This is a genomic window from Actinomycetota bacterium (genome assembly GCA_030774015.1).
Lineage (GTDB): Bacteria > Actinomycetota > UBA4738 > UBA4738 > JACQTL01 > JALYLZ01.
Genome location: JALYLZ010000043.1, coordinates 74,037 through 93,139, shown reverse-complemented (window position 1 = coordinate 93,139; position 19,103 = coordinate 74,037). Strand labels below are relative to the sequence as shown.

Below are 19,103 nucleotides of genomic sequence, written 5' to 3'. Positions count from 1 at the left end.
CCGCCCAGGTCGGCCAGCTGAAGGACAAGAAGGCTCGCGAGGACGCGGCCGCCCGGTTGCTCGCCGCCCAGCAGCAGCAACAACAGCAGCAGCAGCAGAACAACAACGGCGGTAGCTCGGGCGGCAGCGGTAGCTCGGGCGGTGGCGGCTCGAGCGGCGGTGGCGGCTCGGGCGGTGGCGGCGGTGGCGGCTCGGGCGGTGGCGGCGGTGGTGGCGTGTCCGGCCAGCCCTTCGCCATGTGCCCGGTCCAGGGTCCCCATGGCTACAGCGACGGGTTCGGCGCCCCGCGCTACGCCGGTGGCTACCACCCGCACGCCGGCAACGACATCATGTCCCCGCTCGGCACGCCGATCGTCGCTCCGTTCTCGGGGAACGCGTCGAACGCCACGAACGGCCTGGGTGGCAACGCGGTCATCGTGAGCGGCTCCCAGGGCTACGTGTACAACGCCCACATGTCGAAGATCGGCCAGCTCGGCTCGGTCAGCGCGGGAACGGTCATCGGCTATGTGGGCAACTCGGGCGACGCCCAGGGCGGGCCGACCCACGACCACTTCGAGTGGCACCCCAACGTGATCCCGTCCAACCCCTGGCGCAGCCCCTACGGGTACACGGTCATCGGCGACGCCATCGACCCATACCCGTTCCTCAACGCCGTCTGCTAAGCCTGAATCCACCGTTCGAAGCCGCTGTTCCGAGGTAGGGCCGGTCGCGGCGGTCGCAACCGCGGCTCTGCATCGGCCGGTGACGCCGGGATCGGTCTGTGGTTGGTCTCGATGTCCGAGCGGTCGGCCCGAACCCGATGAGCGGGGAACCGGGACGTGCGGAATCGATCGGGTGGACTCGTTCAGGAAGAGCAAGGACTCAGGCGAGAAGCGGCAGTGCGCGCAGTCGCCGAAGGGCGAGGAGGAACGCCTCCGCCCACGGCCAGGCCGTCGGCAGATGCAGGTGGAGCCGCCTGGCCGAACGGGTGAGTCGCCCACCCACGGCGATGAACCGCCGACGGATGGTCTTTGCCACGATCGGCCCGTCGATCTCCAGGCCGATGCAGGCCGTCCACCGAAGGAGGTTGTGGGCCAAGGCGGCGAGCACCAGCCAGGCGGCGTTGGCGAAGAACCGCCCCGAGGGGCAGTGGTTCAGCCCCGCTCCTTCCTTGAGGTCCCGGATGGCGAGCTCGATCACGGCGTGACGGCGGTGATCGGCGTCGAGCTCGATCGCCCCGCCCTCCCGGTCCGTGATGAACGCGTGGTGGCGCCAGTCCGGCCACAGCTCGGCTTGGGGACCGACCAGGCGGGTCCGCCTGACGATCAGGCGGTCCCCCTTGTAGGTGGTCTCGGCCACCTGGGCCACGCCGCCTTCGGTGTAGTCGATCGGCGCCCATCGCTCCCCCGGGATCGCGGCGATGGCCTCCTTGACCTGCGGGATCTGGCGGACGGTGATGGAGAAGGACACCCCGAGGCGCCGGCACGTCCCGATCAGTCTCTCCGACCAGAAGCCCGAGTCGGCCCGCACGGTGAGCGCCCCGGTGGCACCCGCCCGGCGGACCCGGGCCACCAGCTCCGGGGTGAACCGCACCGCGCCCCGGGCGGTGTTGGCCGACCCCTTGCGCTGGCGCACATGCAGGACCTCCCCGGTCTCCGCCCGGGTGGCGAGCAGGGGGTGCAGGCCGAGCTCCCGGGTGTGGCCGTAGGCGGCGCCCTGCTTGTGGTGGCCGTGGACCTCGCACACCGTGGAGTCGACGTCGATCGTCATGGGCTGGTCTTCAGGCCCCGCTCCGGCCGCCCACGCCCGGTGAAGAGCGGCCTCGGCCACCTTGTCCAGCTGGCGGACGTGGCCGAACGTGAACGAGCGCAGGAACGTGCCGAGGGTGGAGGGAGCCATCACCCGGTGGGCAAGGACCTGCTCGGTGGCTCCGGAGCGAAGCACGTCCGCGTCGTCGATCGAGTCCCCGCCCGCAACCATCGACTGGACCAGGGTCATGACCTTGCGTCCGGGACGGGCCGCTCCGGGACGCTGCCCGAGGTCGACCGTCTCGTCCACGAGCGCCTCCAGCCCGAGGCGGGCACCGAGGGTCGCGGTCAGGACGAGCCCCGCGTTGGCCACCGCGTGGTCATCGTCGAAGGTGATTTCGATGCGGTCCAAGGCGTGGGAAGATTGCATCCGAAAGGTGCCTTTCTCCGGGAGGGTCGGTTGGTTTGGTCACCGCCCATTCTCCCAGGTCAGAGGCACCTTTTTCCTCGTTCGACCCCCTGGTTAGCCAGGTTCTCCGGTGGATTCAGGCTAAGCGCAGCCGCTCCTCGAGCATCCATGAACCATCGGGAAACAGATGTCCCGGCGGGCTCGACCGGCGGGGGCGAGAAGAGGAGGCGAAGATGGACGAGGCGAATGCGACGAGCCGTCGGGTTCTCGGGGTGGCCGTGTTGCTTGGGGTGGCGTTGCTGGTTGCAGCAGCTGCTTCGACCCCGGCCGCGGCGTCGGTCATCCACACCAGCGGGCCCTTCTCGAAGACGGTCACGATCACGGGCCTGTGTGAGTTCCCCGTGGTCTTCCATGTGGAGGGCATCAATCAAGAGACCGACTTCACCGACGCCCAGGGCCGTCTGGTCGAGGCGATCCAGACCGGGGTCATCTCCTTGACCTTCTCTGCCAACGGAAAGACGCTCAAAAGCCCCGGAGCTGGCCCCGTCATCGCCATGTTCGATCCGTCCACCGGCGATCTCACCTCGCTGCACATCGCCGGCCTGGGATTCAGGGTGACGCTGCCGGGAAGCGGGGTCGTGCTCCTCAACGCCGGCACGTTCTCGATCAATGCTGACGGAACGTTCTCGGTCGCCGGTCCATTCGTGCAAGACCTCGCCTTCTGCGCTGCGCTCAGCTAGGCGTCGCTCCCGGGGCCAGGCGGAGCGCTTCGCGTACGGCTTCGGCCGGTGTCGCCGCCGTGGGGTAGGCCTGGACGATTTGGGCTCGGCGATGAAGCTCCCAGGTGGACAGTCCCACCACCGGCACGCCGAACTTGAGCGCGAATGCGATCTCCGACAGGGTCCCGAACTCACCCGAGATCGCGATCAGCACGTCGGCGGCCCGGGCCACCAGGACGTTGCGGGCCTCGGCCAGGCCGGTGGGGATGGAGTAGGTCAGGTGCGCGCTGGCGCCGGCCCGGTCGGGGGTCGGGAGGATGCCGATGCTGACGCCGCCCTCCTCGGCGGCCCCTCTGGCCACGGCGTCCATCACGCCGGTCATGCCGCCACACACGACGACGGCACCCTCCCGGGCCAGGAGACGCCCCACCTCCTCGGCCCAGGCCTCCTCCTCGGCGGAGGCGACGCCGGGCCCACACACGGCGACGTAGACGGGAGGTTCCGCCGGCGGGCTCATCCCCACGCCTGGCCCAGGATGGCGGCCAGCAGCGCGACCGCGCCCGCCTTGTCAAGCGGCTCGTTGCCGTTCCCGCACTTGGGCGACTGCACGCAGGACGGGCACCCTCGCGAGCACGGGCAGTCCCGGACCGTTTCCAGGGTGGCCTGGAGGAGCCGCCGCCCGGCCAGGAACCCCCGTTCCACGATCCCCGCCCCGCCGGGGTACCCGTCGTAGATGAAGATCGCGCACCCACCGGTGTCGGGATGGAACGGCGTCGAGACTCCGCCCACGTCCCAGCGATCGCACGTGGCGATGAGGGGCAGGAGGCCGATCGCGGCGTGCTCCGCGGCGTGGGCCGCGCCCGGGAGGTCGGCCGCCCGGACCCCCGCCCGGGCGATGACCACGTTCGGGACGGCCCACCACACCGCCTTGGTGACCAACGTCTGCGGCGGGAGCGCGAGGGGCTGTTCGTCCACGATCTCGCCGGTCACGTGGAGCTTGCGGACGAACCCCGTGACCTGCCGGGTCACCGAGACGTCGCCGAACAGCATGGGCGTCTCCCCAAGCTCGTCCTCGTCCAGCACCTGCACGACCCGGATGTCGGTGACGTCGCGGGACTGCGTGTAGTAGTCGGCGTCGGAGGGCTTCACCAGCGCCACGCCCCGTTCCAGGTCCAGCAGGGACACCTCGAGCTGCTCCCCCTGGTGGAGGTAGATCGCGCCGGTGTGGATGGTGAAGTGGGCCCGGCTCTCGTCGGCCGTCCCGATGATCTCGCCCGTGTCCTCCAGCACGATGGTGACCTGGCCGCCGCTGGCCGACCGGATGTCGACGCGGCGGTGGGGCGACTGCTGGCCGCGGTGGTGCAGCGTGCCCCGCCGGCGGACCAGCTCGCCCCGTTCCTCCAGCCGGGCGACGGCCGCCTCCGCTGCCGGCCCGAAGAAGGCCAGCTCCTCCTCGGCCAGGGGCTGCTCGCGGGCCGCGCAGGCCAGGTGGGGCTCCAGGATGTACGGGTTCGTCGGGTCGATGACCGCGGCCTCGGGAGGGCGCTGGAACAGGTCGGCCGGGTGGGCCACCAGGTACTGGTCCAGGGGGTCGTCCTGGGCCACCAGCACGGCCAGCGAGCCCTCCTCGCGGCGCCCGGCTCTTCCGGCCTGCTGCCACATGGAGGCACGCGTGCCCGGGTACCCGGCCAGCACGGCGGCGTCGAGCGAGCCCACGTCGATCCCCAGCTCGAGCGCGGAGGTCGCCGCCACGGCGACCAGCTCACCCTCCGCGAGGGCCCGCTCCAGCCGGCGGCGCTCCTCGGGAAGGTAGCCCGCCCGGTAGGCCTTGATCCTCGATCGCAGGCCGCCGGGAACCTCGCGCCGGGCGAATTCCGCCAGCAGCTCCGCGGCCCGGCGGGAGCGGGCGAACGCGATGGTGCGCACGCCCGCCTCCACTAGCCGCCCCAGCAGCCAGGCCGACTCCGACACCGCGCCCCGCCGGGTTCCCGATTCCTCGTCCACGATGGGCGGGTTCCACAGGGCGAAGAGCTTCTCGCCGCGGGGCGAGACGTCGTCGGCGACCTCTGAGAACGGCAGCCCGACCAGCCGCTCCGCCAGCTCGGCCGGGTTCCCGATGGTGGCCGAGGCCAGCACGAACCGAGGGTCGCCGCCATAGCGGGCCACCAGCCGGCGCAACCGCCGCAGCACCATGGCCACGTGCGACCCGAACACCCCACGGGCGACGTGGGCCTCGTCCACCACGACGTAGGCCAGGCGAAGGAAGAAGTCGGCCCACCGGGCGTGGTCGGGCAGCATGCTCGCGTGCAGCATGTCGGGGTTCGACATCACGAGGTTCGCGTTCCGCCGGATCAATGGGCGCTCGGCGGAGGGCGTGTCGCCGTCGTACACGGCCGCCCGGATCTGGGGCAGCTTCAGGGCCCGCACCTGCCGCAGCTGGTCGCGGGCCAGCGCCTTGGTCGGGAACAGGTACAGCGCCGTCGCCTTGGGGTCGGCCACGGCCCGCGCCGCGAAGGCCAGGTTGTAGACCAGCGTCTTGCCGGAAGCGGTCCCGGTCGCCGCGATCACGTTGCCGCCGCCGGTGACCAGGTCGAGCGCCCGCCGCTGGTGCGGATACAGGCCGTCGATCCCGAGCAGCGCCAGCCGGTCCCGGACCAGCTGGGGGAGATCGCCGAAGGGCAGCAGCTCAGGACCGCGGGCGGGAAGCCTTTCCACGTGCACGAGCGAGCCGGACACGTCCACGTCGGCCGCCAGGGTGCCCAGGAACGCCCGGGGGTCCATCCGGGCATCCTACGCGCCGCCCGGGACGGACCCCCCTGAGGAGTCCGGCTACCTGATCCTCACCGTCAACGTCATCTCCGGCCCATGCACCAGGCAGATCAGCGTGTACGTGCCCCGCTTCGCGGCATCGAACGTGAAGCTGGCCGACGGGTCGCCGAGGAGTCCGGAGCTCACGAACTTGGACGGCTTCGCCAGGTTATTGGACTTCGTCGGAGCGACGGCTTTCGTATTGAGGGCGACCTGGAAGTCCGTCGGTTTCGCGCAGTCGGCAGGAGAGGTCGCCGGAGTATCGGGCCCGGGCACCTCGCACTGGGTCACGATGAACGGCACGGTGTCGAACGCGCTCTCGGGGGACGTGGCCGTATGGATCTCGAAGTTGCCGAGGACCTTGAGCTTGGTCTCCCACGTCCAGGGTGACGCCCTTGTCGCGGTACTCGTTGGCGGTGACCCCGCTGTCGAACCCGCCGGCGTGGATGGTGAGCCGCTTGTGGCCACCGGCCAGGTTGGACTTGGCCAGGTGCTGTGCCTGCTCGTCTGCGGCCTCGCCGTCCACGATGCGAGCGTGCTTGAGCTGAGAGGCCGTCTCTGCCGCCACCTCGTCCGGGCTTGGGATGTCCGTGCCGGAAGGAAGCACGCTCAGGGCGATCTCCATCCCTGGGTGGACCAGGCACAGCAGGCTGTACTGGCCCACGGGCGCGTTGACCTTGGCGAAGAACGACGGCTCGTTGCTCGGATCGGAGAACTGGAACCCACTGTTCACCAACGACGAGCCGTCGAAGTTGCACGGAGTCGCGCTGGTGCCACAGTCGAACGCGGTCGGAGCGAGCACCGACGGGTTCAGCACCAGCTCGTCGTCATCCCCTCCGACGGCGGCGTCGGGGACGATGAGGGGAAAGTCGCCACCCGGCTGCTGGTGATCCGCCCGCCATTGCTCGGGGTGGGCCGTGGGAACGAACGTCGCCGTATGCGGCGTGTCGGTCCCGTCCCAGGCCGCCTCCACCACGTCTCCCTGATCCACGGTCAGTTGGTGGCCGGGGAAGAACCGCAGGAAGGCCCAAGGCTCACCCTTGGGAGGCCTTCCGTCGACCTGGACCCTGTACGTAGTGCCGGCCGCAGTGGCCGGGCCCCCAGCCGCCACGAATCCCGTCACCGTAGCCAGCACCAAGGCTACCCGAAGGATGCGTCCGAGCATGACCGACCTCCCTCTCCGTCGAGACGAGCACCTGCAGCGCAGAGCATTTGAAGCCCGGAGTCTCGGAATGCAAATCGGGCCGGCCGACCGTGGCTCGTCAACGGGTCGACGTGACGCGCGGGCGAAGGGGGCTCGCGGGGACCCAGGCACGTCGCTGGGCGGGCTAGGATCGGCGCTCAGTGGACTGGGTCCTGCTGGTCGTGGCGCTCGGGGTGATCTTGGGCGGCGCGGAGCTGTTCACGAACGGAGTGGAGTGGGTGGGGGATGGCTTCGGGCTCTCCCAGGGCGCGATCGGCAGCGTGCTGGCCGCGGTGGGCACCGCGCTCCCGGAGACGGTCCTGCCCCTCATCGCCATCATGCTCGGCCACGGCACCGGGAAGGAGATCGGCGTCGGGGCCATCCTGGGGGCGCCCTTCATGCTCACCACCCTGGCCATGTTCGTCCTCGGCCTGACCGTGCTGGTTTACTCCGCGACGGGCCGGCGAAGCCGCGACATCCGCGCCAACCCCCGGGTCCCCCGCCTGGATCTCGGGGTCTTCCTGATGCTCTTCTCCCTGGCGGTCGTGGCCGGCCTGTGGCACTGGAAGCCGTTCCACTGGGTCCTGGCCGGGGCCCTCGTGGTCGCGTACGGCCTGTACGTGCGAAGGCACTTCCGCGGTCCCGTGGAACGGGATGTCGAGCAGGAGGCCGCCGGCGAGATCAAGCCGCTGTACCTGCGCGGGCTCGCGGTTCGAGGCGTGCGCGGGAAGCCGCCCACCTGGGCCAGCGTGCTCCAGACGCTGGCCGGGCTGGCCGTGATCGTGGCCGGAGCCCGCCTGTTCGTCGCGGTGGTGACCGACCTGGCAGGCCAGTTCCACGTCCGGCCGCTTCCCTTCGCGCTACTGGTCGCCCCGGTCGCCACCGAGCTCCCCGAGATCTTCAACGCCAGCGTGATCTGGGCCCGGCGAGGCAAGGACACCCTGGCCGTCGGCAACATCACGGGGGCGATGGTGTTTCAGGCGGTGTTCCCGGTCGCCATCGGGTTGCTGTTCACCCCGTGGAGGCTGTCGCACGAGTCGCTGGTCGCCGCGCTGGTGGCGCTCGGGGCCGGAGCGCTGCTCTACGTGACCCTGGTGGTCCGAGGGCGGATGGGGCCGAGGCTGCTCCTGCTCCAGGGCGCCCTGTACGTCGGATTCGTGCTCTATCTGGTGGCCCGGGCGCGGTAGCGAGCGCTCTTCAGTTGACCAGCCCGTCGTCCCTCATGTTGGTGTAGATGGCCTGGGCCGAGCTGGAGATGAACACCACGCTGGCCGCGCCGACGGTCCCGAGCGTCGCCGGCACCACCAGGTTCTTCACCTTGGCCGGCGTGACCTCGGCGGCGGTGAAGGCGAGCTTCAGCATCTCCTCGAACGGCAGGTCGGTCTCGATGTTCCGCAGCCCGGCCCCCATCCACGTGAGCAGGCTGCTCGGGCTCTTGTCGAAGTCGCCCCGGAACTCCGCCAGCGCCGACAGGAACAGGATGCCCTGGTCCGCCGACCGGCTGAGGTCGCCGTTGGGGACGTCGTGGCGGTCCCGGGCGAACGCCAGGGCCTGCTGGCCGTCCATGTGGATCGGGCCGGGCTCGAAGTCTGCCCCGGAGTAGTGGTCGTGCATGGGGTAGGGCACGTCCACGGTGACGCCGCCGACGCTGTTGACCATGTCCGTGAGCCCGCCGAACGTCGTCAGCACGTAGAAGTCGATGTGGATACCGGTGATGGCCTCGATGGTGTCCACCATCAGCTTCGGTCCTCCGTAGTGCAGGGCGGTGTTGATCTTGTTCATCCCGTGGCCGGGGATGTCCACCCAGGAGTCGCGCGGGAACCCCAGCACCGTCGCATTGCGCTTCCGGGGGTCGATCCCGATGAGGTGGATGGAGTCCGCGCAGCCGCAGCCGATGTCGTTGTGCTTCCTGGTGTCGGTGCCGAGAGCGAGGATGAACACCGGCTTCTTGCCGTCCAGCGCCGGCAGCAGCTGGGCGGAATGCGCGGCCCCGATGGTCATGAAGGGCAGGGCCGCGGCCTGCTGGATGGGCGTGGTGCCGAGGGTGGAGCCGGCGACCCACATGGCCAGGGAGGCGGCGACGAACGCGACGCGCCGTCTCATGTGGCGCTCGCGCTCGGGGCGGCGGTGGGGGACGGGGTGTGAACCTTGGACTTCACGGGGTGGTCGTTCCTTTCCACTCGGTAGCCGTAGATGGTCCATCCGCCTTCCAGGATGTGCATGAAGTACTGGGCCGTGCTGACCACGGTCGTCTCGCCCGTTCCCGACTTGTCCGTCGCCCTGGCCGCGAAGTGGGCGATGGCGACCGCCGTGTAGGCGTTGCCGCTGGGGTCCATCAGCACCCGGACCTTCAGCGTGCCGGCGCTCGGCAGGACCGTGGAGAACTGGTCCCCGGCTCCCGTCCCCAACGTGAGCAGGGCGGTGTCCCGGGCCGCGATCTTCTGCGCCTTGCCCAGGTCGAAGAACCCGTAGACGTTGCTGTACGTGCCGTGCTGCCAGTTCGAGGGATCGAGGAACGCCAGGCTGTACATGCGGTCCAGCGTCCTCGCGATGTCCTGGGCGGACTGGTCCGCCGTCTGCTTGAGATCGGCGGCCTTGGTGGAGTCGGAGGAGCGGATGGCCTTGGCCCCGAGCAGCTTGAAGTCGAACTTGGGCGTCTTGGGGGAGGGCGAGCCCGTGGTGGTGATGGAGCCGGGGGTGGTCGACCCTCCATGGTTCTTGAGCAGGAAGAAGGCGATGCCACCGCCCACCACCACGATGACGGCGGCGAACGCCGCGATGCGCCAGCGGCTGGAGGGGAGTGCGTGTCGAGCTTCGGACAAGACCGAGGAAGGGTAGCGATGGGTGGCGGTAACTTCAACTGTGCAAGGCCGCCGGCCCAACAGGCGTTCGACCGCCGGGCCGTCTGCGCGGCTCCTCCTGGTTGGGGGTAACCTTCCGCCCGTGAATCTCGAACTGGAAACAGACAAGCGTGGTGACCGCAGCGTCGTGACGCTGCGGGGCGAGATCGACGTCTACACGGCTCCCCGGCTTCGCCAGGCCCTCATCGACCTGGTGGAGGGGGGCGCCACCCAGATCGTGGTGGACATGTCGTCGGTGGACTTCCTGGACTCCACGGGGCTGGGCGTGCTGGTGGGCGGGCTGAAGCGGGTGAAGTCGAACGACGGCGAGCTGCGGCTGGTGGTGACGCAGGACCGGATCATGAAGATCTTCGACATCACCGGCCTGGCCAAGGTCTTCCCGATCTTCGGCTCGACGGACGAGGCCCTGGCGTAGTGGCTTCCGGCGCACGCGACGACGCCGTCGCCGGAATCGCCGACGCGTCTCCCGTCCCCGACGTGGCCATCCGGATCCCTCCGGCGGCGGAGTTCGTGGGGCTGGTCCGCCACGTGGTCGGCGCGACGGCCCGCCTGGGCGGGTTCTCCGCCGACTTCGTGGACAACGCCAAGCTGGTGGCGTCGGAGGCGTGCACGAACGCCGTGACCATGACCTCCCGGGCCGGCCGCACCGACCCCGTGGAGGTCCAGGCGGACCTGGAGGGCGACCGGCTGCACATCGTGATCGGGGACCGGGGCCAGTTCCCGGTCATGCAGGTCCCGAGCTCGGAGGACGACCCCGACTCGCTCGACTTCAGCTTCGATCGGGGGCTGTCCCTTCCCCTGATCCAGGGGCTCGTGGACGACTTCCAGCTGTCCCCTCGTGACGGCGGCGGCTCGGTCGTCCGCATGACCATCGTGGACGCCCCGCCGGAGGAGCCGGAGACCCCCGAGCGCCCCTGACGCGACACGGACGTGGTCGCCGGACGCGGCCGCCGGTCACGTCGCGCCGGTCGTCGCGAGCAGCAGGCCCACGAACACCACGTAGGCCGCGATGACCACGGCGCCGGCGACCCGGCCCAGGCTGTGATCGCGATAGGCCCATCCCAGGACCAGGGTGGTGAGCCCCAGGTACCAGGCGGCGACGAGCGTGGTGTTACCAGAGGGCGGCTGCAGGCCGACGATGGTGGCGGGCAGCAGGAGTCCCAGGGCGACGTTGAGGTTGTTGCTGGTGAGGGCCGTGCTGAGGACGGCGGCTCCTCTTCCCTTGGCGGCCAGGTAGTTGGCCGCGACCGCGTTCGGGAGGCTCGTGATCGCCGCGAGCACCAGGCCGCCCACGACGAGAGGAGGAACCGAGTAGCGCTCGCCCAGCGCCGACGCGGCTCGTTCCATGGCGGCGCTGGCCACGATGACCAGGACCAGGGACCCGCCCGCGACAATGGTGTCCCGGGGACGTCCCCGCTGCGGCCGGATGGCCACGGCCAGCTCCAGCTCCTCCTCGGCGACGGCGGACCCGAGCCAGACCACCCACCGGCGGGGAAGGGGGAGGCGGGTGAGCCTCCGGGGCCCTTCGCCGAGGACAAACACGTACAGCGCCAGCGCCGCCATCGCGAGCACGAGACCGGTGAGGGCCGAGACGAGTCCGAGCACGGCAGCCAGGCACACCGCCGCGACCCAAATCGCCACGGTGCCCCCGAGCAGGATCACTCGGCGGTGCAACGCAATCCGCCCGGCCAGGACGGCTCCCAGGCCGAGCAGGGCGGCGAGGTTGAACACGTTCGAGCCCAGGACGACGCCGGCCCCCACCCGCGGCTCGTGGTGGACCAGCGCCGTGATGGCGGCGGTGATCTCCGGGGCATCCGCGGCGAGCGCGGCGAGGATTCCGAGGAGCGCCTCCGAGAAGCCCAGGCGCTCGCCCACTCGCTCAAGCCTGGAGACCAGGACCCAGCTGGTGCCGAGGCTCACGAGCGTTCCCGCGAGGAACACGGGCACGGCGGCGGCGGGTTCCATGCGTCAGCCGCCCTCGGGGCGGAGCCAGCGTTGCCCGAGGCCGGAGAGGGTTCTGGGCGGTCGGGGATGCGATCCGGTGCTCACCTCGACTCCTCGCACGGCGGTCCTCCGCTACGGTCCAATTCCCCATCCGGGGCGCTGGACGTGAACGCCTATAATCCACCGGCGCTCAGCGCGCCGGGTTGGCCCGACCCACGGTCGACCCCTGCATCCGCGCGTTCTGAAGGACTGGAGGATCGATGAGGTACCTGGCCGCGGCGGGCGCGTCCATCGCCTTCCGCCCGTTCGACACCGACCTGCTGTGGATCACCGTCGGCGTGTCCCTGCTGGCCCTGGTGGTCGCGTACTTCCTGCGGCGCGGGGTGCTCTCGGCGCCGGAGGGCACCGAGAAGATGCGCGAGATCGCCCGGGCCATCCAGCTGGGGAGCCGGGCCTACCTCAACCGGCAGTTCCGGACCCTGGCACCGTTCGCGGCCGTCCTCACCGTGCTGCTGTTCTTCGTGCTCCCGGTGCCGAAGGACGCCGTCCACTCCGACCTGTCCATCCGGTTCGGGCGCTCCGTCGCGTTCGTGTTCGGGGCCTGCCTGTCCGCCGTCACCGGCTTCGTCGGGATGGGCCTGGCCGTCCGCGGGAACGTGCGGGTGGCCAACGCCGCCCGGGAATCCGGCTACCGCCGCGCCCTCACCATCGCCTTTCGAACCGGGGGTGTGGCCGGGATGTTCACGGTCGGCCTGGGGCTGCTGGGAGCCGCGCTGATCCTGCTCATCTACAAGCTGCCGGACGCGCCGGACGTGCTGGAGGGCCTGGCGTTCGGGGCCGCGCTGATCGCCATGTTCATGCGAGTGGGCGGCGGCATCTACACCAAGGCCGCCGACGTGGGCGCCGACCTGGTGGGAAAGGTCGAGCAGGGCATCCCGGAGGACGACCCGCGGAACGCGGCGGTCATCGCGGACAACGTGGGGGACAACGTGGGCGACTGCGCGGGCATGGCCGCCGACCTGTTCGAGTCCTACCAGGTCACGCTGGTGGCGGCCATCATCCTGGGGTTCGGGACGTTCGGCGTGCGCGGCGTGCTGTTCCCGCTGCTGGTGATGATGGTCGGGGTCATCACGGCGGTGTTCGGGATCCTCGCGGTGACGCCCCGCTCCGACACCGAGCACGGCCAGCGCGCTATCAACCGGGGGTTCTTCCTGTCGGCGCTCCTGTCGGCGCTGGGTGTCCTGGGCCTGGCCGGCCTGTACCTCAAGGACTACCGGGGATTCTGGGCCGTGCTGATCGGGCTGGGCTTGGCCGTGGTGATCCAGCTCCTGACGGAGCACTACACCTCGACCCGGCGGCGACCGGTGAAGGAGATCGCCGAGGCCTCCCTGACCGGACCGGCCACCACGATCCTGTCGGGATTCGCGGTGGGGCTCGAGTCGTCGGTGTGGGCCCTCCTGCTGGTGGCCGGCGCGGTGATCGGCGGTTTCTTCCTGGGACACGGCAATGCCGGCGAGAGCCTGTACTTCATCGCGCTCACGGGGATGGGACTGCTGTCGACGGTCGGCGTCATCGTGTCGATGGACACGTACGGCCCCGTGTCGGACAACGCCCAGGGCATCGCGGAGATGTCCGGGGACGTGACTGGCCAGGGGGCCATCACCCTCCAGGAGCTCGACGGCATCGGCAACACCACCAAGGCCACCACCAAGGGGGTGGCCATCGCCACCGCCGTCATCGCGGCCACGTCGTTGTTCGGTGCCTTTCGCAGCGCGGCGGGCGGCTCCGGGTTCCACGTCCGCGTGGACAACCCTGAGGTACTGGTGGGCCTGCTGATCGGCGGCTCCGTGGCCTTCCTGTTCTCCGCTCTCGCCATCCGCGCGGTGGGCCGGGCGGCCTCCGGCGTGGTCATGGAGGTCCGGAACCAGTTCGCCGAGCATCCCGGGATCATGGACTACACGGAGAAGCCCGATTACGGCCGGGTGGTGGACCTGGTCACCCGGACCTCGCTCCAGGAGCTGCTGACGCCCGGCCTCCTTGCCGTGCTGGCCCCGGTCGTCGTGGGCTTCCTGCTGAAGGCCGAGGCTCTGGGCGGGTTCCTGGCGGGGGCCATCCTCACCGGACAGTTGCTGGCGGTGATGCTGGCGAACTCCGGCGGCGCATGGGACAACGCGAAGAAGCTGGTGGAGGAGGGCCTGTACGGGGGCAAGGGGTCCGAGCCACACAAGGCCACGGTCATCGGCGACACCGTGGGCGATCCCTTCAAGGACACCGCGGGCCCGGCCCTCAACCCGCTGATCAAGGTCATGAACCTGGTGGCGCTGCTGATCGTCCCGCTGGTGGTCAAGTACTCGGTGGGGGGCGGCATCGGGGCCCGGGCGGCCATCGGCATCGGGGCGGGACTGATCCTGGCCGCCGCGATCTGGTACTCGAAGTCCCGGAAGGCGACCGAGCTCGCGCCCCCCAAGGCCACCGCCGCCGAGAGGTAGCAGCGGGGCGGGTAGGGTCGAGGAGATGGGCGCGTTCCGCCGGTTCATGCGGCGGCTCTCGGAGACGGACGAGGAACGCCTGGCCGGCACCGTGGCCGAGTGGGCGGCCTCCGTGCCCGACACCGTCCGGATCGCCGAGGCGCCGCTCCGCACCTCGGTCCGACTGGCCGCCGTGGTCAAGCGCACCTCCATGGTCCCGGGGGATGCGTTCGATTCCCTGGAGGCCGTGCTCTCCGACGGGACGGGCGAGGTCACCGCGGTGTGGACGGGCCGCCGCGGGATCCCCGGCCTGGTGCTGGGCAAGCGCCTCGTGGTGGAAGGCGTGCTGGTGCAGTCCCCCTCCGGCGGCCGCAAGATGGTGAACCCGAAGTACGAGTTCGCCGCGCAGGCCGGCTCCTAGGCCGACTCGCCCTCGCGGGGACCCATCAACGCGGTGCGGAAGGCGTCCTCGGCGTCCGGCGCGGCCAGGGCCAGGATCTCGTCGTCGGCGGTCAGGACGGTCTCCGGCTGCGGGATGACCACGTGGCCCTCCCGGAGGATGGCCACGATGGTGGAGTCCGGCGGGAGCCGGAGCTCGTACAGGGGCCTTCCCGTGAACAGCGAGCCGGCGGTCAGCTTCACCTCCACCAGCCCAACCTTGCCCCGCTCCAGGCGGAGCAGCCGGACCAGGTCGCCCACGGTCACGGCTTCCTCCACCAGCGCCGTCAGGATGTGGGGCGGCGAGACCGCATCGTCCACGCCCCACTGCTCGGTGAACAGCCACTCGTTCCGGGGGTGGTTCACCCTGGCCAGGACGCGGGGCACCCCGAACTCCTGCTTCGACAACAGCGACATCACCAGGTTGTCCTCGTCGTCGCCGGTCGCCGCCACCAGCGCGTCGGCCTCCCGGACGTGGGCCTTCTCCAGGACCCACAGCTCGCAGGCGTCGCCCAGCACGACCTCCACGCCCGGCGCGGTGGCGTCGATCTTCGCCGTCACGGCCGGGTTCTGGTCGATGAGGGTGATGTCGTGGCCGCGTTCCTGGAGATCCGCCGCCAGGTGCCGACCCACCGCTCCGCCTCCCGCCACGACCACTCTCACCGCGTCATCCCTCCGCGATGGGGGTGAGGAGCTGGTCCAGGGTGTCGAGGGCGTCGCGGTGCACGATGACGTGGGCCAGGTCGCCCTCCTGGAACGTGCTGGACGCGTCCGGGATGAAGCCCCGGCCGCCCCGGTCCACCCCCGCCACGATGACCTTCCGGTCGGCCGTCAGCGAGGAAACGGGCTGGCCCACCAGGTGCGGGGGGACCTCGATGCGCATGCGGAACAGCTCGCCGCCCCCGAGGCTCTCCTTGATCTCCTCCCGGGAGTGGGACAGCATCAGCATGATCTGCTTGGCGGTCCACCGGACGCTCGCTACCGTGGGGATGTTCAGCCGCTCGTAGATCTCCGCGCGGCGCGGGTCGAAGATGCGTGCGATCACGTTCGGCACGTGGTAGTACTCCCGGGCCACCCGGGCCGACAGGATGTTCGAGTTGTCCCCGGAGGAGACGGCCACGAAGGCGTCGCAGTCCTTGATCCCCGCTTCCTCCAGGATCTCCCGGTCGAACCCCACCCCCACCACCGTCCGGGCCTCGAACTCGGGGGGGAGCCGGGAGAAGGCGTCGGCCCGCTTGTCGATGATGACGACCTCGTGGCCGGACTTGGCCAGCTGCGCGGTCAACTCGGCGCCCACCCGCCCGCACCCCATGATCACGACTTTCATCGGCCGCTAGCGTAACGCCCGGTGGTGACAGCCGCGCATCTCGGGCGGACCTAGAATCCCTCGGTCGATGTCAACGCCCAGCTCCGACCAGCCTGCCTCCCTGCCCCGCCGCTCGGCCCTGACCGTGGTCAAGCGCCTGCTGGTGGGGCGGAGCCAGCCGACATGGCACATGGAGCACACCACGCTGCCGAAGGTGCTGGCGCTTCCCATCCTGTCCTCGGACCCGCTGTCGTCCGTGGCCTATGCCACCGAGCAGATCATGGTGGTCCTCCTCGCGGCCAGCGCCGGGTCCCTGCACCTGGTGATGCCGATCGCGTTCGCCATCGCGGCGCTGCTGGCCATCGTGGTCATCTCCTACGTCCAGGTGGTGAAGGGCTACCCGTCGGGAGGCGGCGCGTACGTGGTGGCCAAGGACAACCTGGGGACGCTCCCGGCCCTGATCGGCGCGGGCGCGTTGTTGGTGGACTACGTCATGACCGTGGCCGTGTCCGTGGTGGCCGGCGTGGTGGCCATCGTGTCGTTCGCACCCCACATGCTGCCCTACACCGTGGAGCTGTCCGTGGGGTTCGTGGTGCTGCTGACCCTGGCGAACCTCCGGGGCGTCCGCGAGGCGGGGAAGCTCTTCGCCTTCCCCACGTACGCCTTCATCGCCTGCGTCTTCGCGGTGATCGTGGTGGGGATGGTGCAGTGCGCCACCGGGGGCTGCCCACAGGCGGAACCCGTCCCGCCCCTGCCCGGGCTGGCCCACGTCGCCGCGCCCCTCGGGCTATTCGTCATCCTGCACGCGTTCTCCTCGGGCGCGACGGCCCTCACCGGCGTCGAGGCCATCTCCAACGCCGTCCCCATCTTCAACCGGCCCCAGGCCCGTAACGCCCAGCGGACCCTGCTGTACATGGGCGCCGTCGCCATCACCATGTTCCTGGGGGTCTCGTTCCTGGCCACCCGGGCCCACGCCACGGTGAGCGAGCGGCGGTCCGTGGTGGCCCAGATCGCGCACGCCGTGTTCCACGGAGGCCCGGGGTTCTACCTGGTCCAGGTGTTCACCACGCTCATCCTGGTGCTGGCGGCGAACACGTCGTTCCAGGGATTCCCCAGGCTGCTGGCCATCCTGGCTCAGGACAACTTCGTCCCGCGGCAGTTCCGGAACCTCGGGGACCGGCTGGTGTTCTCGAACGGCATCGTGGTGCTGGCCGCGATGTCGATCGTGCTGATCATCGGGTTCGACGCGAACCTGGACAAGCTGATCCAGCTGTACATCGTGGGCGTGTTCACGGCGTTCACGCTGTCCCAGTTCGGGATGGTCCGGCACTGGATCCGGGTGAAGGACGAGCCCGGCAAGTCCTCCCAGGGATGGCGGACCTCCATCGCCATCAACGCCGTCGGCGGCGTGGCCACGACGCTCGTGCTCGCCATCACGGCGGTCACGAAGTTCACCCACGGAGCCTGGATCGCCATGGCGGCCATGGTGGTCATCGTGGTCGTCCTGGAATCGGTGCACCGCCATTACGCGGCGGTCCGGACACAGCTCCGGCGGGAGGCGCTCCCGGCCCGCATGGCCGTGTCGAACCACGTCGTGCTGCTGGTCTCCGACGTGGGTCCGGCAACGGCGGAGGCGCTCGGGTACGTCCGGTCGTTCCGGCCCAGCGACCTCCACGCCGTCCATGTGTCGCGGGACGGCGTGCCCTCGGAGCTGGCCCAACGGTGGGGCGAGTTCTGCAGGGGGGAGGTCGGTCTGGACATCATCCGGGCCCCCGACGGAAAGCTGAGGGACGCCCTGAAGGGCTACATCGCCGGCATTCCCAGGGGGGAGAACGACTTCGTGACGGTGGTGATCCCCGAGCTCATCGACGAGCCGGGCCTCGGGTACCTCCTGCGGCGGCGCGACCTGATCCGGTTGAAGGGCAGCCTGCTCCGGGAGCCCGGGATCGTGGTGGCGGACGTCCCGGTCCTGCTGCGGGGAGGCCTGCCGCTCGGCGTGGACGGGAGGCCGCTCGTGCCCACCCGCACCGTGGCGCTGCTGTTCGCGTCGGGCGTGCACGACGCCACCACCAGGGCGGTGCACTACACTCGCTCGCTCCGGGCCCAGGAGACCCGCGCGGTGTTCTTCGCGCTCGGTCCGAAGGAGGGTGGGGCCATCCAGGAGCAGTGGGCGGCCAAGGGCTACGACATCCCGCTCGACGTGGTGGAGGCCCCGTTCCGGGACCTCCGCGGGCCCATGCTGGAGGAGGTTCGCCGGTTCACGGCCCGGGAGGACACCGTGGTATCGGTGGTGCTCCCCGAGCTGATCGTGCGGAAGCGGCGCCACTGGCTCCTGCACAACCAGAATGCGTTGTTCGTGAAGCGGCTGCTGCTGTTCGAGCCGCGGGTGATCCTGTCGAGCGTCCCCTACCAGTTGGAGTGAGGCGCACATGGAACTCGAGCAGGCGCGGGCGCTGGTCCGCGAGCACACGGAGAAGGAGACCACGGTCCGCCACCTGATCTCGGTGGAGGGCGTGATGCGGGCGCTGGCCCGCCGCCTGGGTGGCGAGGAGGACCTGTGGGCCCTGACCGGCCTGTTCCACGACCTGGACCAGGACCAGACCGGGGAGGACCTGGAGCGACATGCCTATCTCGCGGCCGGGTGGCTGCGGGAGGCCGGGGTCGACGAACGCGTCGTGAACGGCGTGTTGGCCCATGCCCACGAGCAGTACCGCACCGACCTGATGTCCCGGGCCGTGGTGCACGCCGACGCCGTGGCCGGGCTGCTGGTGGCCGCGGCGCTGGTCCGCCCGGAGCGCTCGGCGGGCATGAAGGTGTCGTCGGTGAGGAAGAAGCTCAAGGAGAAGGCCTTCGCCCCCGGTGTGAACCGCGACGAGATCGCCCAGGCCCCGGAGGTCCTCGGCCTGGACCTTGACGAGTTCTTCGCCGTCTCCATCGAGGGCCTCCGGCAGGTCGCGCCGGACATCGACCTGTAAGGCAGGACAAGCTCGGAACCCTCACGTCCCGGCGTGAGGCGCGGCGACCCTCCCTCCGGGATCCGCCGGCGAACTCGCTCCGGCTGTGCTCGCTAGCGCTCGACTCCACCTCCGCTCGCCGGCCTTCGGCCGGTCGCCGGCGGACCGCTCCGGGAGGGCTCCGCCGCGCCAGGCAAGCGATCCGTGCGGCGTACGAGGGTCCCATTCGCTCGGCCCGGGTCTCGATCGCAGCTCGGCGGCTGCATGGACCGCTTGCAGGCGGGGC

The 19,103-nt window shown here is 70.4% G+C and carries 18 protein-coding genes; 9 read left to right on the top strand and 9 right to left on the bottom strand.

What is annotated here, in order from left to right; genetic code table 11:
* Positions 1-662: M23 family metallopeptidase (locus M3Q23_04540; protein MDP9341380.1), on the top strand; the 662-nt coding region annotated here is incomplete at its 5' end.
* Positions 663-861: 199 nt separating this feature from the next.
* Here the strand turns inward: M3Q23_04540 and M3Q23_04535 are convergent.
* Positions 862-2,139 (bottom strand): IS1380 family transposase, encoded by a 1,278-nt coding sequence (locus M3Q23_04535; protein ID MDP9341379.1) that lies wholly within the window; start codon positions 2,137-2,139, stop codon positions 862-864.
* Between the two features lie 230 nt (positions 2,140-2,369).
* Here M3Q23_04535 and M3Q23_04530 point away from each other — a divergent pair, with 230 nt between their 5' ends.
* Positions 2,370-2,876, top strand: a complete 507-nt coding sequence (locus M3Q23_04530; GenBank protein ID MDP9341378.1) for a hypothetical protein — start codon at positions 2,370-2,372, stop codon at positions 2,874-2,876.
* Here the strand turns inward: M3Q23_04530 and M3Q23_04525 are convergent.
* The 3 genes from M3Q23_04525 to M3Q23_04515 all read right to left on the bottom strand — a co-directional run bounded on the left by M3Q23_04525 (position 2,869) and on the right by M3Q23_04515 (position 6,828).
* Positions 2,869-3,372: a TIGR00725 family protein gene (locus tag M3Q23_04525; GenBank protein ID MDP9341377.1), complete on the bottom strand. Its 504-nt coding sequence runs from the start codon at positions 3,370-3,372 to the stop codon at positions 2,869-2,871. The genes M3Q23_04530 and M3Q23_04525 overlap by 8 nt on opposite strands.
* Entirely contained in the window at positions 3,369-5,636 is a 2,268-nt protein-coding gene (locus M3Q23_04520) for a DEAD/DEAH box helicase (protein MDP9341376.1), read from the bottom strand. Before M3Q23_04520 ends, M3Q23_04525 begins: the two co-directional genes overlap by 4 nt.
* A gap of 196 nt (positions 5,637-5,832) precedes the next feature.
* On the bottom strand, positions 5,833-6,828 hold the full coding sequence (locus M3Q23_04515) for a hypothetical protein (protein ID MDP9341375.1): 996 nt from the start codon (positions 6,826-6,828) through the stop codon (positions 5,833-5,835).
* 179 nt (positions 6,829-7,007) lie between these two features.
* On the opposite strand from M3Q23_04515, the gene M3Q23_04510 reads away from it, so the two are divergent.
* Positions 7,008-8,033 (top strand): sodium:calcium antiporter, encoded by a 1,026-nt coding sequence (locus M3Q23_04510; protein MDP9341374.1) that lies wholly within the window; start codon positions 7,008-7,010, stop codon positions 8,031-8,033.
* A gap of 10 nt (positions 8,034-8,043) precedes the next feature.
* Here the strand turns inward: M3Q23_04510 and M3Q23_04505 are convergent, their stop codons facing one another.
* Both M3Q23_04505 and M3Q23_04500 read right to left on the bottom strand, forming a co-directional pair.
* Positions 8,044-8,949 carry an LCP family protein gene (locus tag M3Q23_04505; GenBank protein ID MDP9341373.1) on the bottom strand — a complete coding sequence of 302 codons (906 nt, stop codon included), beginning with the start codon at positions 8,947-8,949 and terminating at the stop codon, positions 8,044-8,046.
* Positions 8,946-9,668 carry a hypothetical protein gene (locus tag M3Q23_04500; GenBank protein ID MDP9341372.1) on the bottom strand — a complete coding sequence of 241 codons (723 nt, stop codon included), beginning with the start codon at positions 9,666-9,668 and terminating at the stop codon, positions 8,946-8,948. Before M3Q23_04500 ends, M3Q23_04505 begins: the two co-directional genes overlap by 4 nt.
* Positions 9,669-9,789: 121 nt before the next feature.
* Between M3Q23_04500 and M3Q23_04495 the strand changes: the two genes are divergently transcribed.
* A complete protein-coding gene (locus M3Q23_04495; GenBank protein ID MDP9341371.1) occupies positions 9,790-10,122 on the top strand; it encodes an STAS domain-containing protein in 333 nt (110 codons plus the stop codon).
* The gene (locus tag M3Q23_04490) at positions 10,122-10,625 is read left to right on the top strand and encodes an ATP-binding protein (GenBank protein ID MDP9341370.1); all 504 of its coding nucleotides are present in this window, start codon (positions 10,122-10,124) and stop codon (positions 10,623-10,625) included. Before M3Q23_04495 ends, M3Q23_04490 begins: the two co-directional genes overlap by 1 nt.
* A 36-nt stretch (positions 10,626-10,661) precedes the next feature.
* Here M3Q23_04490 and M3Q23_04485 read toward each other — a convergent pair whose 3' ends face one another.
* Entirely contained in the window at positions 10,662-11,672 is a 1,011-nt protein-coding gene (locus M3Q23_04485; GenBank protein MDP9341369.1) for a hypothetical protein, read from the bottom strand.
* A 239-nt stretch (positions 11,673-11,911) separates the two neighbouring features.
* Here M3Q23_04485 and M3Q23_04480 point away from each other — a divergent pair, with 239 nt between their 5' ends.
* The gene (locus M3Q23_04480) at positions 11,912-14,140 is read left to right on the top strand and encodes a sodium-translocating pyrophosphatase (GenBank protein MDP9341368.1); all 2,229 of its coding nucleotides are present in this window, start codon (positions 11,912-11,914) and stop codon (positions 14,138-14,140) included.
* A 25-nt stretch (positions 14,141-14,165) separates the two neighbouring features.
* Positions 14,166-14,540 (top strand): hypothetical protein, encoded by a 375-nt coding sequence (locus tag M3Q23_04475; GenBank protein ID MDP9341367.1) that lies wholly within the window; start codon positions 14,166-14,168, stop codon positions 14,538-14,540.
* Here M3Q23_04475 and M3Q23_04470 read toward each other — a convergent pair.
* Both M3Q23_04470 and M3Q23_04465 read right to left on the bottom strand, forming a co-directional pair.
* Entirely contained in the window at positions 14,537-15,220 is a 684-nt protein-coding gene (locus M3Q23_04470) for a TrkA family potassium uptake protein (protein MDP9341366.1), read from the bottom strand. The genes M3Q23_04475 and M3Q23_04470 overlap by 4 nt on opposite strands.
* A 4-nt stretch (positions 15,221-15,224) precedes the next feature.
* Positions 15,225-15,884: a TrkA family potassium uptake protein gene (locus tag M3Q23_04465; protein ID MDP9341365.1), complete on the bottom strand. Its 660-nt coding sequence runs from the start codon at positions 15,882-15,884 to the stop codon at positions 15,225-15,227.
* Positions 15,885-15,951: 67 nt separating this feature from the next.
* On the opposite strand from M3Q23_04465, the gene M3Q23_04460 reads away from it, so the two are divergent.
* Positions 15,952-18,285 (top strand): APC family permease, encoded by a 2,334-nt coding sequence (locus M3Q23_04460; GenBank protein MDP9341364.1) that lies wholly within the window; start codon positions 15,952-15,954, stop codon positions 18,283-18,285.
* Positions 18,286-18,292: 7 nt separating this feature from the next.
* On the top strand, positions 18,293-18,838 hold the full coding sequence (locus M3Q23_04455; GenBank protein ID MDP9341363.1) for an HDIG domain-containing protein: 546 nt from the start codon (positions 18,293-18,295) through the stop codon (positions 18,836-18,838).
* Positions 18,839-19,103 lie beyond the last annotated feature (265 nt).

Coding starts and splice junctions, on each gene's coding strand:
- M3Q23_04530 (MDP9341378.1), top strand. CDS start 2,370: ATGGACGAGGCGAATGCGACGAGCCGTCGGGTTCTCGGGGTGGCCGTG.
- M3Q23_04525 (MDP9341377.1), bottom strand. CDS start 3,372: ATGAGCCCGCCGGCGGAACCTCCCGTCTACGTCGCCGTGTGTGGGCCC.
- M3Q23_04520 (MDP9341376.1), bottom strand. CDS start 5,636: ATGGACCCCCGGGCGTTCCTGGGCACCCTGGCGGCCGACGTGGACGTG.
- M3Q23_04515 (MDP9341375.1), bottom strand. CDS start 6,828: ATGCTCGGACGCATCCTTCGGGTAGCCTTGGTGCTGGCTACGGTGACG.
- M3Q23_04505 (MDP9341373.1), bottom strand. CDS start 8,949: ATGAGACGGCGCGTCGCGTTCGTCGCCGCCTCCCTGGCCATGTGGGTC.
- M3Q23_04485 (MDP9341369.1), bottom strand. CDS start 11,672: ATGGAACCCGCCGCCGCCGTGCCCGTGTTCCTCGCGGGAACGCTCGTG.
- M3Q23_04480 (MDP9341368.1), top strand. CDS start 11,912: ATGAGGTACCTGGCCGCGGCGGGCGCGTCCATCGCCTTCCGCCCGTTC.
- M3Q23_04475 (MDP9341367.1), top strand. CDS start 14,166: ATGGGCGCGTTCCGCCGGTTCATGCGGCGGCTCTCGGAGACGGACGAG.
- M3Q23_04465 (MDP9341365.1), bottom strand. CDS start 15,884: ATGAAAGTCGTGATCATGGGGTGCGGGCGGGTGGGCGCCGAGTTGACC.
- M3Q23_04460 (MDP9341364.1), top strand. CDS start 15,952: ATGTCAACGCCCAGCTCCGACCAGCCTGCCTCCCTGCCCCGCCGCTCG.
- M3Q23_04455 (MDP9341363.1), top strand. CDS start 18,293: ATGGAACTCGAGCAGGCGCGGGCGCTGGTCCGCGAGCACACGGAGAAG.